Annotated in this window: 10 protein-coding genes; 7 read left to right on the forward strand and 3 right to left on the reverse strand. The window is 70.8% G+C overall.

From position 1 onward, the window contains the following. Positions 1 to 36 precede the first annotated feature (36 nt). The 3 genes from ACY0PA_RS25620 (at position 37) to ACY0PA_RS25630 (ending at position 5,355) form a co-directional block, all read left to right on the forward strand. Entirely contained in the window at positions 37 to 1,728 is a 1,692-nt protein-coding gene (locus tag ACY0PA_RS25620; RefSeq protein ID WP_473079979.1) for a serine/threonine-protein kinase, read from the forward strand. 126 nt (positions 1,729 to 1,854) lie between these two features. Next, complete coding sequence (locus ACY0PA_RS25625) at positions 1,855 to 3,483, forward strand: succinic semialdehyde dehydrogenase (protein ID WP_473079980.1); 1,629 nt, start codon at positions 1,855 to 1,857, stop codon at positions 3,481 to 3,483. A gap of 30 nt (positions 3,484 to 3,513) precedes the next feature. Beyond that, positions 3,514 to 5,355 carry a GMC oxidoreductase gene (locus tag ACY0PA_RS25630; RefSeq protein ID WP_473079981.1) on the forward strand — a complete coding sequence of 614 codons (1,842 nt, stop codon included), beginning with the start codon at positions 3,514 to 3,516 and terminating at the stop codon, positions 5,353 to 5,355. A 68-nt stretch (positions 5,356 to 5,423) separates the two neighbouring features. On the opposite strand, the gene ACY0PA_RS25635 is transcribed toward ACY0PA_RS25630, so the two are convergent. Then, entirely contained in the window at positions 5,424 to 6,437 is a 1,014-nt protein-coding gene (locus tag ACY0PA_RS25635) for an LAETG motif-containing sortase-dependent surface protein (RefSeq protein WP_473079982.1), read from the reverse strand. 318 nt (positions 6,438 to 6,755) lie between these two features. Between ACY0PA_RS25635 and ACY0PA_RS25640 the strand changes: the two genes are divergently transcribed. Beyond that, the gene (locus tag ACY0PA_RS25640; RefSeq protein ID WP_473079983.1) at positions 6,756 to 7,469 is read left to right on the forward strand and encodes a hypothetical protein; all 714 of its coding nucleotides are present in this window, start codon (positions 6,756 to 6,758) and stop codon (positions 7,467 to 7,469) included. 610 nt (positions 7,470 to 8,079) lie between these two features. Here ACY0PA_RS25640 and ACY0PA_RS25645 read toward each other — a convergent pair. Next, entirely contained in the window at positions 8,080 to 8,373 is a 294-nt protein-coding gene (locus tag ACY0PA_RS25645) for a chorismate mutase (protein ID WP_383087403.1), read from the reverse strand. 321 nt (positions 8,374 to 8,694) lie between these two features. Between ACY0PA_RS25645 and guaA the strand changes: the two genes are divergently transcribed. Continuing rightward, the gene (gene guaA / locus ACY0PA_RS25650) at positions 8,695 to 10,281 is read left to right on the forward strand and encodes a glutamine-hydrolyzing GMP synthase (RefSeq protein WP_473079984.1); all 1,587 of its coding nucleotides are present in this window, start codon (positions 8,695 to 8,697) and stop codon (positions 10,279 to 10,281) included. 80 nt (positions 10,282 to 10,361) lie between these two features. On the opposite strand, the gene ACY0PA_RS25655 is transcribed toward guaA, so the two are convergent. Continuing rightward, positions 10,362 to 10,844 (reverse strand): pyridoxamine 5'-phosphate oxidase family protein, encoded by a 483-nt coding sequence (locus ACY0PA_RS25655; protein ID WP_473079985.1) that lies wholly within the window; start codon positions 10,842 to 10,844, stop codon positions 10,362 to 10,364. A gap of 130 nt (positions 10,845 to 10,974) precedes the next feature. On the opposite strand from ACY0PA_RS25655, the gene ACY0PA_RS25660 reads away from it, so the two are divergent. Together ACY0PA_RS25660 and ACY0PA_RS25665 are read left to right on the forward strand one after the other, a co-directional pair. Continuing rightward, complete coding sequence (locus tag ACY0PA_RS25660; RefSeq protein WP_473079986.1) at positions 10,975 to 11,766, forward strand: class II aldolase/adducin family protein; 792 nt, start codon at positions 10,975 to 10,977, stop codon at positions 11,764 to 11,766. 278 nt (positions 11,767 to 12,044) lie between these two features. Then, positions 12,045 to 13,310 (forward strand): hypothetical protein, encoded by a 1,266-nt coding sequence (locus tag ACY0PA_RS25665; RefSeq protein ID WP_473079987.1) that lies wholly within the window; start codon positions 12,045 to 12,047, stop codon positions 13,308 to 13,310. The last annotated feature ends 121 nt before the right edge of the window (positions 13,311 to 13,431 follow it).

Genomic DNA, 13,431 nt, shown 5'->3' on the forward strand with positions numbered 1-13,431 from the left:
GGATCCGGAGGCGTCCCGCACGGTAGGCATGGAGGCATGAGTAACAACGGGGGACCCGCCTACGGTCCGAACGATCCGACGAGCTTCGGACTCCAGCCGCCGCAGCAGCCGCACACGCCCCAGCAGGGGAACCCGTACGCCCAGCCCCCCACCGCGTATCCGCAGCCGCACCCGCAGCCCCCGCACCAGCCGCCGCCCACCCAGGTCGTGCCGCCGCAGCAGCGTGCGGAGCCCGAGCCGGGTGCCGGGCGCCTCATCGGGGGGCGCTACCGGCTCCTGAGCAAGCTCGGGCACGGCGGCATGGGCACCGTGTGGCGGGCCAAGGACGAGACGGTGGACCGCGAGGTGGCGGTCAAGGAGCCGCGCGTCCCCGACCATCTGCCGGAGCGCGAGCGGACCACCGTCTTCGAGCGGATGCGGCGTGAGGCGCGCGCGGCGGCCCGGCTCGACCACCCGGCCGTGGTCAACGTCCACGATGTCGCCGTCGAGGACGGACAGCCGTGGATCGTCATGGAGTTCGTGCAGGGGCGCACGCTCGGTGACGCGCTCCAGGAGGGCACGCTCAGCGCCCGCGAGGCGGCGCGGATCGGCCTCGAAGTGCTCGGCGCCCTTGAGGCCGCGCACGCCGGGGGCGTCCTGCACCGCGACGTGAAGCCCGACAACGTGATGCTCGGCCGCCACGACCGCGTGGTCCTCACCGACTTCGGCATCGCCCAGATCGAGGGCGAGACCAATCTGACGGACACCGGCGGCTTCGTCGGTTCGCCCGAGTTCATCGCCCCGGAGCGAGTCCTCGGTCAGCGCCCGGGCCCCGCGTCCGACCTGTGGTCCCTCGGCGTCGTCCTGTACGCGGCGACGGAGGGCGTCTCGCCGTTCCGCCGCAACAACACGCCGGCGACGCTCCAGTCCGTGATCAACGCGACCCCGGCGGCGCCCGCCGCGGCCCAGGGCCCGCTCGCCGAGGCCATCAACGGCCTGCTCGCCAAGGACCCGGCCCGGCGCCCGAACGCGGCGCGCGTGCGCGACCTCCTGGAGCGCGCGGCCCACCCGCCGCAGCAGCCGCCCACCCAGGTCGTCCAGCTCGCGGGCCCCGGCGGCAAGGGCGTCAGCCTCAGCCGCAAGACGCTGCTCGGCGTCGGCGCCGCGGTCCTCGCGGCGGCGGTGGTGGCGTACCTGGTGGTCGCGAACCCGTTCGCGGGGCCGCTGCCGGACGGGTGGCAGGACCATCAGGAGAAGACGCTCGCGGCGACGTTCGCGGCGCCGCCGCAGTACGTGCGGTCCCAGGTGGACAACAGCACCCTGAAGACCGAACACTGGGTCTCCTACCGGGATCCGAGCTACGCGGTCTCGATCACCCTCTATCTCAAGAAGAAGTCCGAGGACAGCCTGAACGGGATCGCGAGCTCCGCGTCCGCGCAGGCGTACAAGGACTCCGACGAGATCAACAAGGGCGACAACACGGATATGGCGGAGAAGCCCCTTCCGCACAGCCGGACCGTCAAGACCACGTACAACGACCGTGAGTCCGCCGAGAACACGGTCACCTACACGGATGACAGCGATTCCGACGAGCTCAAGCCGCGCGAGGCGAAGGTTTTCTACTACAAGGCCAAGTCGGGCGACATGTACCAGCTCTGGATCGACTACCCGGGCAAGGGCGACTTCACCGAGCGCGGCCGTGAGGTGGCGAAGCAGGCGATCGCCAACCTCCACATCGACAAACTCTGACCGAAGGCCTGACAACGCCCTGATCAGGAGCTTTGTTGCCAGCGATCGCTGGCGGCGTGTGAGTGCTTGGTGAAACCTCGTTACCCGTGGGTACCCAAAACGTTGACGGGAGCCTACGCTCGCGCCATGACGGACTCGCAGGCCATCGCCAAGGACCGTACGGACAAGACCGGCACGAACCCGGTCGCCCCCGCCCCGCAAGGCGCGCGCACCGCGGCCGACGTGGTGACGCCCGAGCTGGTCGCCCAGCTCACCAAGGGTGTGGCCGGCTCGGGCCGGACCGCCAACCACACGCCGTTCACCGGCGAGAAGCTGGCGGACCTGCCCGAGTCCACGCCCGAGGACGTCACGGAAGCCTTCGAGCGGGCCCGCGCCGCGCAGGCCGTCTGGGCGAAGGTGCCCGCGCGGCAGCGCGCCGCCGTGCTGCTGCGCTTCCACGACCTGGTGCTCGCCCGCCAGGCCGAGGTCCTCGACCTGATCCAGCTGGAGACCGGCAAGGCGCGCCTGCACGCGCACGAAGAGGTCCAGGCCGTGGCCGTCGCGGCCCGCCACTACGGCCGCAAGGCCCCCGCCTACCTGAAGCCGAAGCGGCACACGGGCGCCGTACCGACCCTCACCAAGGTCACCGAGTTGCGCCAGCCGCGCGGCGTCGTGGGCCAGATCGCCCCCTGGAACTACCCGTTCGAGCTGTCCGTCGGTGACGCGCTCCCGGCGTTCGTGTCCGGCAACGCGGTCGTCATGAAGCCCGACACGGAGACCTGCCTGACGGCGCTGTGGGCGCGCGACCTGCTCATCGAGGCAGGGCTGCCCGCCGAGGTCTTCCAGGTCGTCATCGGCGAAGGCCCGGTCGTGGGGCCCGAGTTGGTCAAGCACGCCGACTACGTCTCGTTCACCGGCTCCACCCGCACGGGCCGCGAGGTCGCGCAGGGCGCCGCCGCGCGCCTCGTCGGCGTCTCGCTCGAACTCGGCGGCAAGAACGCGATGCTGGTCCTGGCGGACGCCGACATCGACAAGGCGGCGGCCGGCGCGGTCCGCGCCTGCTTCTCCTCCGCGGGCCAGCTCTGCATCTCCATCGAGCGGCTCTACGTCCACGAGTCGGTCGCCGACGCGTTCGTCGAGCGGTTCGGCGCGCGGACCAAGGCGATGCGCCTGGGCACGTCCCTCGCGTACGGCGCGGACATGGGATCCCTCGTCGGCGAGCGGCAGTTGGAGACGGTGACGCGGCACGTCGACGAGGCCGTGGCCAAGGGCGCGAAGCTCGTGGCCGGTGGCGTCGCGCGCCCCGACATCGGCCCCTACTTCTTCGAGCCGACCATCCTCGACGGCGTCGAGGCGCCGATGGCCGTGTGCAACGAGGAGACCTTCGGCCCGGTCGTCTCCATCTACCGCTTCACGGACGAGGACGAGGCCATCGCGCTGGCCAACGGGACGCCGTACGGCCTGAATTCCTCGGTCTGGACGAAGGACGCCAGGCGCGGTCACGACGTCGCCTCCCGGCTGCGCACCGGCACGGTGAACATCAATGAGGGCTACGCGCCCGCGTACGGCAGTGTCCAGTCGCCGATGGGCGGCATGAAGGACTCGGGCCTCGGCCGCCGCCACGGCTCCGAGGGCATCCTCAAGTACACCGAGGCGCAGACCGTCGCGCACCAGCGGATCATGCCGATGGCGCCGTCGTTCGGGATGACCGACGAGAAGTACGCGGCGTTCATGAGCCGCAGCCTGAAGGCGATGAAGACCTTCCGTCTTCGTTAGCGCACCACCCGTTCTCAACGAGGAGAGCCAGTGTCACAGGAGAACTCTGTCCGGAGTGAAGCCGGGAGCGCCGACGACGCCGCGTACGACTACGACGTCCTCGTCGTGGGCTCCGGCTTCGGCGGCTCCGTGTCCGCCCTGCGCCTGACCGAGAAGGGCTATCGCGTCGGCGTGCTCGAAGCGGGCCGCCGCTTCGAGCCCGGCACGCTGCCCAAGAACTCCTGGGACCTCAAGAACTACCTGTGGGCGCCCAAGTTCGGCATGTACGGCATCCAGCGCATCCACCTCCTCGGCAATGTGATGGTCCTCGCCGGGGCGGGCGTCGGCGGCGGCTCGCTGAACTACGCCAACACGCTCTACGTGCCGCCGAAGCCGTTCTTCGAGGACCCGCAGTGGAAGGACATCACCGACTGGCAGGCGGAGCTGAAGCCGTACTACGACCAGGCGCAGCGCATGCTGGGCGTGCGGCTCAACCCGACCATGACGCCGGCCGACGTCCACCTCAAGGCGGCGGCCCAGGACATGGGCATCGGCGACACGTTCCACATGGCGCCGGTGGGTGTCTTCTTCGGTGACGGCAAGGACGCCTGCGGCGAGGACGGGGCCGGTTCGGTGAAGGCCGCGCCCGGCACGCAGGTCGACGACCCGTACTTCGGGGGTGCGGGCCCGGCCCGCACGGCGTGCACCGAGTGCGGCGAGTGCATGACGGGCTGCCGCCACGGCGCGAAGAACACCCTCAACGAGAACTACCTGTACCTCGCCGAGAAGGCGGGCGCGGTCGTGCACCCGATGACGACGGCCGTCTCCGTCACCGACGACTCGCAGGGCGGCTACGCGGTCCAGACGCTCCCGACGGACAACAAGAAGAAGGGCGCGGGCCGTACGTTCAAGGCTCGGCGCGTCATCGTCGCGGCCGGCACGTACGGCACGCAGACCCTGCTGCACCGCATGAAGGCGGGCGGCCAACTCCCGTACCTCTCCGCCAGGCTGGGCGAGCTGACGCGGACGAACTCCGAGGCGCTCGTCGGCGCCCAGACCAACAACCGCCGCTACAAGAAGCGTCACGGCAAGCCCAAGGTCGACTTCACGCAGGGCGTCGCGATCACGTCCTCGGTCCACCCGGACGAGAACACGCACATCGAGCCGGTCCGCTACGGCAAGGGCTCGAACGCGATGGGCGGCATGACGATCCTCCAGGTCCCGTACGCGCAGGGCTCGTCCCGCGTGGCCGGGTGGCTCGCCAACGTGGCCAAGCACCCGACCCTGCTGGCGCGTTCGCTCTCCAACCACCGCTGGTCCGAGCGGACCATCATCGGCCTGGTCATGCAGTCACTCGACAACTCGCTGACGACCTATCTGAAGCCGGACGGCGTCGGCAAGGGCCTGCTCACGGCAGAGCAGGGCCATGGCGCGCCCAACCCCAAGCAGATCAAGGCCGCCGTGGACGCCGCGTCGACGATCGCCGCCGAGATCAACGGCTTCGCCGGGTCGAACATCGGCGAGTTGATGGGCACCCCGCTGACCGCGCACTTCCTGGGCGGCTGCCCGATCGGCGACTCCCCGCAGACGGGCGTCATCGACCCGTACCACCGCCTCTACGGACACCCGGGCATCTCGGTCGTCGACGGCGCCGCGGTCACGGCGAACCTGGGCGTGAACCCGTCACTGACCATCACGGCCCAGGCCGAGCGCGCGATGTCGTACTGGCCCAACAAGGGCGAGGAGGACCCGCGTCCGGCGCAGGGCGTGGCGTACGCGCGGCTGTCGGCCGTGGCGCCGAAGAACCCGGCGGTCCCACAGGACGCGTTCGGCGCGCTGAAGCTGCCGTTCCTGGGAATGCCGGCGGTTCCGCCGAAGCCGACCGGGAAGTAGTCCCGGACACACGTAAGGACCTGCGCCCCCCTCCGAGCGCAGGTCCTTTCGTGTGTCCCTACGGGGTGTTACGCGGTGGCGCCGGCCTTGCGGCGACGCACGGCGAACACGGCACCGGCACCGGCGACGACGGCGACGCCGCCGATCAGGCCGATGGTCGGGACCATGGAGGACGAACCGGTCTCAGCGAGGCTGCCGGTCACCTCCTGGGTGTTGTTGTCGTTCGGCTTCTCGGCCGGCATCGGGACCTTGCCGCCTTCCTGCGGCTTGGTCCCGTCGGTGGGCGTGCCCGGCTTCACGATCTCGATGACGTAGGCGGCGGAGCTGTCGCTGATGCAGTCCAGCTCGTCGTCGTTGTAGAAGCCGCCGCCGATGGTCAGGCCGGAGCCGATCGGGGCGCTGGCCTTGACGTTCAGGCGCAGCTGGTAGTTGGTGGACTTGCCGGCCTTGATGCCCGACAGGTCGAGGAAGCCGAACGAGTGGCCCTCGCCGTCGTCGATGTCGACCCAGGTGCCGTCGACCTTCGCCTGGAGGTGGACCTGGCTCGTCTTGAACGCGTTCTCGGCGTTCTCGTCGTTCGGGCCGACACCCGCGTAGAAGATGGCCTCGTCGAGGTCGGACTTCGTGGGGTTCTTCACGTTCAGCGTGAAGTTGTGCCAGCCGCTGCCCGCCGCGATCTTGCCCGGCAGGCCGTTGAGCGAGACGGCCAGCTTGGACTGGTAGTCCTTGTTGTCCTCCTCGCAGATGCCGGTCGGCTCGGACGGCTCGTCGCTCGGCGTGGGTGACGCGGACGGCGAGGCCGAGTCGGTCGCCGTGGCCGACGCGGAGGCGGCGGGGGTGGTGCTGTCCGCAGCGGGGGTGGTGCTGTCCGCGGCGGGGGTGGTGCTCGCGGCCTCCGAGGGGGTCGTGGTCGCGGGGGCCGGCGTGGTGGTCTCGGAGGCCGGGGTGGTCGTCTCGTCGGAAACCGCGGTGGGCGGCGCGGGCGGCTCGCCGTCGGCGAACGCGGCCGGCGCCGACAGCAGCGCGATCGGGGCTATGGCAGCCGTCGCGGCCGCGGCGGCCAGGGCACGGCGAAGCTTCATGAAGACCTCGGAAAGTCCGGCGTACTGCGGCGCAGTACGAGCTGGGAGGCCTCCGCGTCGTGGGGTCGCGGGTGTGGCCGTTGGTTCCGCACAAGTGACCAGCAACCCCGGGAAATGGTTGCCCTCGACTTCACACGATTCTTATGTGAGCTGGGTCACCCAGTGCCCCGTACAACCTTTGCGGCGATCTCCGATCGTTACGCAAAGCGCTGGCAAAGGAGGCTGGTGGCGGGCTTGGATGGCGCCTCGGTACGGGCCGCGTGGCGCCGTGCCGCAGAGGACGAAGGTGGGAATGTGAACTCAGGTGTGAGGCGTGCCGTGGCGGCCGCAGCCGTGGTCGCGGCGCTGGGTGTGACGACGGCGTGCGGGGGGTCCTCCGAGACCACCGACGACGCCAAGAAGCAGGCGAAGCCGGCCGCTTCGGAGAAGACCACGGCGCCCGCGAAGCCCGCCGAGGAGGGCGCGAAGGCGCTCACGGCGGCCGAGCTGGAGAAGGCCGTCGTCGCCACGGGCGACGTCAAGGGCTACAAGGTCGAGAAGGTGGGCAAGGACGACCTGCCGCCGACCGAGAGCGTCGCCGCGAAGCCGGCCTCGTGCCAGCCGCTCGCCGACATGTTCATGTTCTCGACGCGGCCGACGGCGAAGGACCGGGTCGTGCGCACGCTCATGGCGACGGACGAGCTCGACCCCAAGGTGACCTCGCTGGCGCTGCTCGCGCACGACGGTGCCGACGCCGCCAAGGTCATGAAGGACGTGCGCACGGCCTCGAAGAGCTGCACCGCGTACGAGCACGTCGACTACAAGTACAGCGGGGTCAAGGAGCGGCCCGCGCCCGACGCGGGTGACGAGGCGGTCTCGTACGACGTGAAGGGTGTCATCGACGGCGACAAGGTCCCGATGACCTTCACCGTGGTGCGCAGCGGCTCGACGGTCGTGGCCTTCTACACCATGAACATGCTGGACTCGAGCAAGACCGACGTGCCGCAGGTGATCGTCGACGCGCAGCTCGCGAAGCTGGAGAAGACCGCCTGACCTCGGCTGTCCGTACCGGGGCAGGTTCGGTTTGGTCCGGTGAGCACAGCGAAGGGCCCCGCGGACGCATCCGCGGGGCCCTTGGCCTTCAGCACCGACGTCAGGGCGGCGTCGGTGCCGGGGGAGCGGCGCCGGGGGGTTGCGCCGCTGGTACGGGTCTGCCAGGGGCCGCCACCCCGGCGCGCGGTGGCGTGCGGATGGGGCGGGCCTGCGGCAATTCACTTGTGAAGCCCGGGGCCGGGGCTCTGTGGGGGTTTCTCCGCATCGTGCTCGCGGGTCTGCCGTGCGCGCAACCGTTTCGACCGACCGTTTCGACCACAGGGGCGAAGGGGTTCTGCTGGGAGGCCGACCGGCCCCGGGCGTCCCCGGGACCGGTCGTTCTCTTGGGTGACCGGGCTGCTGTCCCCTGCCGTCCGGTCACAAACGCTGGAGCGAGGTCCCACGACGTACGGCATGGATCCCTACGTCTCATCGCTCCAGCGAAGCCACGCGTGGATTGAGCGGCCCGCCCCTGGCTGGCACGGACATCGGGACCAACGAAGGGTGCCGCGCACCGGTCACGCGCCGTACGGGTGAGAGCGGATCCGAACGTGGGTACGTCGAGTAGGCATCAGGCCCGGCCCCGGCACAGCTCCAGGAGCGTCATCGCGAGGCCGGTGCCGGGCTTGCCGAGGGCGTCCCTGTAGTGGCCGAGGACCTCCAGCTCGCGCGCCAGGTTCACGCGGCGCCCGCCCGAGGTGATGCGCGCCTCCTGGATGACGGCCGAGACGGCCATCCGTTCCTGGATCAGGCCGATGATCCGGTCGTCGAGCGAGTCGATGCGCTCGCGGGCGCCGGTGATCACGTCGGCGGCCTCGGAGGTGTGGGCGCCGGTCTTTTCGCTGGGGGTCGCGGTGGTGGTCATCTTGGGGCTCCTCGTCGTAGGGGGACGGGTGTCCCGGAGTGGCAAGGACCGGAGATGACAGGACGCCCCGGGCCTTGTCGGCCCGGGGCGCCCGGTAAGTCGCTTGTCAGGTGATCAAGCAGCTCGACCATGGCAGCCGGCGGGCCGGTTGCCATAGGTAAAGAGGAAGTCGATGCGGTGCTTGGTCACAGGGCCAGTATGCCCCGGCCCGGTGGCCCCGGCCACCGCGTCCGTGGGATGAGACGAAGAGCGTCCGTCCGGGCCCGTTAGAATCGACAAAACAGACCCCTGCTCGTGTTCCACCGCCGGAAGGCCGCCGCCGTGCCATCAGCGTCCCCCGCTGCCGCCCCTGACACCGTTCTGGTTGTCGACTTTGGTGCGCAGTACGCCCAGCTCATCGCCCGCCGCGTCCGCGAGGCCCGCGTCTACAGCGAGATCGTGCCGAGCACCATGCCGGTCGAGGAGATGCTCGCCAAGAACCCGAAGGGGATCATCCTCTCCGGCGGCCCCTCGTCCGTGTACGCGGAGGGCGCCCCGCGCCTGGACCGCGCCATCTTCGAGGCCGGCGTCCCCGTCTTCGGCATGTGCTACGGCTTCCAGCTGATGGCCACGACCCTTGGCGGCACCGTCGACGACAACGGCGCCCGTGAGTACGGCCGCACGCCGCTGACCGTCTCCCGCCCCGGCTCCACCCTCTTCGAGGGCACCCCGACCGAGCAGCCCGTGTGGATGTCGCACGGCGACGCCTGCTCGGCCGCGCCCGAGGGCTTCACCGTCACCGCGTCCACGGACGTCGTGCCGGTCGCGGCCTTCGAGAACGACGCCAAGAAGCTGTACGGCGTGCAGTACCACCCCGAGGTCATGCACTCCACGTACGGCCAGCAGGTCCTCGAGCACTTCCTCTACCGGGGCGCCGGCATCGAGCCGACCTGGACCACGGGCAACGTGATCGACGAGCAGGTCGCCGCGATCCGCGAGCAGGTCGGCACCAAGCGCGCGATCTGCGGTCTGTCCGGCGGCGTGGACTCCGCGGTGGCCGCGGCCCTCGTCCAGAAGGCCATCGGCTCCCAGCTGACCTGCGTGTACGTCGACCACGGCCTGATGCGCAAGGGCGAGACCGAGCAGGTCGAGAAGGAGTTCGTCGCCTCGACGGGCGCGAACCTCAAGGTCGTCGACGCGAGCCAGCGCTTCCTGGACGCGCTGGCCGGGGTCTCCGACCCCGAGGCCAAGCGGAAGATCATCGGCCGTGAGTTCATCCGCGTCTTCGAGCAGGCGCAGGCGGAGATCGTCGCCGAGGGTGCGGCGGACGGCGAGGACGTCGCGTTCCTGGTCCAGGGCACGCTCTACCCGGACGTCGTCGAGTCCGGCGGCGGCACCGGCACGGCGAACATCAAGTCCCACCACAACGTGGGCGGCCTCCCCGAAGACCTGGAGTTCGCGCTCGTCGAGCCGCTGCGCCAGCTCTTCAAGGACGAGGTGCGCATGGTCGGCGCCGAGCTCGGCCTGCCGGACGACATCGTCCAGCGCCAGCCGTTCCCGGGCCCCGGCCTCGGTATCCGCATCGTCGGCGAGGTCACCAAGGACCGGCTCGACCTGCTGCGCGAGGCCGACGCCATCGCCCGCGAGGAGCTGACGGCGGCCGGTCTCGACCGTGACATCTGGCAGTGCCCGGTCGTCCTGCTCGCGGACGTCCGCAGCGTCGGCGTCCAGGGCGACGGCCGCACCTACGGCCACCCGATCGTCCTGCGCCCCGTCTCCTCCGAGGACGCCATGACGGCGGACTGGACGCGCATGCCGTACGACGTCCTGGCGAAGATCTCGACCCGCATCACGAACGAGGTCGCGGACGTCAACCGCGTCGTGCTCGACGTGACGAGCAAGCCGCCGGGCACCATCGAGTGGGAGTAGTCGCTCCCCGACACCGTGTGTGAAGGCGCCGCCCACTGCCGCATGGAGTGGGCGGCGCCTTCATGTCCGTGGGGCGGCGCTCAGGTGCGCTTCAGGGTGCGTACTGGCTCGCCGTCCGGCTTCCACACCTGTACGACCAGGTACTTCTCGTCCTCGATGAAGGTGCGGGTGACCTCGGTCAGCTCGGTGCGGAAGAGGTGGAAGTCGTCCGGGTCGGGGACCTGGACCGAGTCCGTGTACGAGGCGATGACCTCGGGGTCCTCGACCAGCAGCGCCCGTCCCGAGATCCGTACGTCCCCGCCGCCCATGCCGGTGCCGTCGCCCGGGTTGGCCTGGACGGCGAAGCGCGGATCCCGGAGCAGATCGCGCGCCTTGAGCGAGCCCGGCATCATGCCGAGCCAGAACTCCCCGTGCAGGAACCGCACCTCCAGTCCGCTCGTGCGCGGCGAACCGTCGTTGCGGAGGGTCGCCAGGACGTGGTGCTGGAACCGACCGAAGCGCTCCTCGACCGTCTTGGCGAGGTCCGGTTCGGCCGTGGTGAAAGTGGCCCAGTTCGATGTCATACGCCGAGTCTGGCGCGGATACCCGACACCTGCTGTCCGGTATGCGCGGCGTCGCCCCCGACGAGTTCGGCGCACTCTCTTCACCGCCCGCCTCTGTCCTCCTGCGCTCCTCGGAGGTAACTTCCGCTCCATGTCCACGCAGACGCCGCCGCCGGTGCCCACCGAACACCTCCAGTTCGCGATGCCCCCCATCCATGACTCCCCGGCCGACGAGCGTCGGCACCGCATGGAGCGGCTCGCGGGCGCGCTGCGCATCTTCGGGCGTCTCGGCTACGAGGACGGGGTGTCGGGGCACATCACGGCGCGGGACCCGGAGTACGACGACTGCTACTGGGTGAATCCCTTCGGGATGCCGTTCAAGCACGTCACCGTGTCCGACCTGGTCCTCGCCAACGGGGACGGGCAGGTCGTCGAGGGACGCCGCCATGTGAACCAGGCCGCGTTCACCGTCCATGCCCAGGTCCACCGGGCGCGGCCCGACGTGGTCGCCGTCGCGCACTGCCACTCGCTGTACGGGCGGGCGCTGTCCACGCTCGGCGACTTGCTCGACCCGATCACCCAGGAGGCATGCGCCTTCTACGAGGACCACGCGCTGCTCGACGAGTACACCGGCGTGGCCGTCGACCCGGACGAGGGGCGGCGGATCGCGGCCGCGCTCGGCTCGTACAAGGCGCTCATCCTGCGCAACCACGGGCTGCTCACCGTGGGCGACTCCGTCGACTCGGCCGCGTGGTGGTTCCTGTCGATGGAGCGCTCCTGCCAGGTGCAGCTCGCGGCGCGGGCCGCCGGCCGCCCGATTCTGATCGACCACCGCCAGGCCGTGGCGTCACGGGACCAGCTGGGCGGCGACCTGGTGGCGTGGATCAACCTTCAGCCCCTGTGGCAGGAGATCAGCAGCGCGGAGCCGGATCTGCTGTCCTGAGCGGAGGGCCGGTGTCGTCTTGAGCCGGGGCGGTGCCGTCTCGCGCCGGGGCAGCGGTGCCTTGAGCGGGGGCAGCGGTGCCTTGAGCCGGGGCCGTCGCGCTTGAGCCGGGGCTGTGGCCTCGGGGGTCAACGCCGGCGTTCACTGTTCACCCTCTCTGACCGGACCTGGCGGCCCTGGACGGCGTGGCGTACGGCACAATTCCCATTCATTACACGGAAGTTGACGCGAGGCCGTTCGGGTCGGGCGGGCTCCGGATGGGAAGGCGGGCGTACCGGGTGGCGGTCCAGGAAGCGCGAGAGGGAACGCACAGCGGGGGCTGCACCTGCGGCGACTGCCCGCACGGAGCGCGCGAAGGGCACCGCAGGGCCGTGGCCGCGTTCCTCGCGAAACGGGACGAACTGGCGGCCGGGCAGGGGCTGCCCGCTGCCGTCGCGCACTCGGCGGGCGCATCCCGCCAGTGGGTCTCGGACGAGCTGACCCAGTCCGCGCGGGGCATGGCCGATCGCGGGCGCGCCGAGGGCGACGCGTGGCTCGCCGGGCTGTGGCCGCGCACGGTCGCCGTGGTGTGGGGCGGGTGCGCGCTGCTCCTGATCGTGCAGGCGCTCACGGCGATCGGCGCGGGCTGGACACCGGCGCGCACGGCGGGACTGCTCGCGGCGGTCGTCGTGGGCGGCCTCCTGACCGGCGCGGCCTACGTCCACCGGGCGGCCGGCGGGGTGCTCGCTCCGGTCGTCGGCGAGGACAACCGCCTGTCCACCTCCCGGGCCGTCGCCGCCTGCTGGGTCCTCGTCATGGTCTACGTGGTGCTCGTCCTGGCGGGCGAGCTGGCCGGCGCCTCCGGCCACCGCGAACGGGACGCGCTGATCTCCGGCCTTGAACTCGCCCGGGGCGCCGGGGTCGTGACCGTCCTGGCTGTCGTCTGCGGGGTCGCCGTTCTGGTGCGGCGGGTCGTGGGGGTGCGCGTGCTGGGCCAGCGCCTGCAGAAGGTGCGCGCGGACCGGCCGCGCGCCGCCGACCTCCTCACGGACGACTCCGGACGTGGCACCTTCGCCGACATCCAGTACGTGCTGATCTCGGCCGTCGCGCTCGTCTTCGTAGCGGTGCGCCTCGCCCGCCGCCCCGGACAGCTGCCCGATCTGCCGTGGGGCCTCGCCCTGCTGGTCCTGGTCTCGGCGGCCACCTACCTCGCGGCCAAGTACGCGGAGGGCGGCCGGCCCGTGATCCTTTCGGTCGTGCGGTCCCGTGAGGCCGGGGACCTGGATGCGCCGATCCGCACCGGCGACGACATCGAGATCCGCGGGGCCGGCTTCGTTCCGCCGGGCGCGGCCACCGCGGACCGGCTCTCCCGGATGATCGTCCGCATCGGTCCCGTGCACGTTCATGTGCCTCTCGTCCCGGTTCAGGGCGGTTTCATCAACCCCACCGACTCGACCCTGACGGTCCCGGTTCCCGTGGACGTCGAGCCGGGGCGGGTCGACGTCCAGGTCGTCACCGCGGCGGGCGTGGAGACGAACCGGTGCGCGATCGACGTTTCGGACTGAGCGCCCGCGTCCGGCCTGCGGCAATAGCTGAACGTTACTGAGCAGTCGCGCCCGCTCGTACGTATCGTCTAGTGACGGGCAATTCTGCGGGCACCGATGCGGGTGCGAGAGGCGGCGGACA

The sequence above is a fragment of the Streptomyces sp. DS1-CR2 genome (assembly GCF_055760475.1).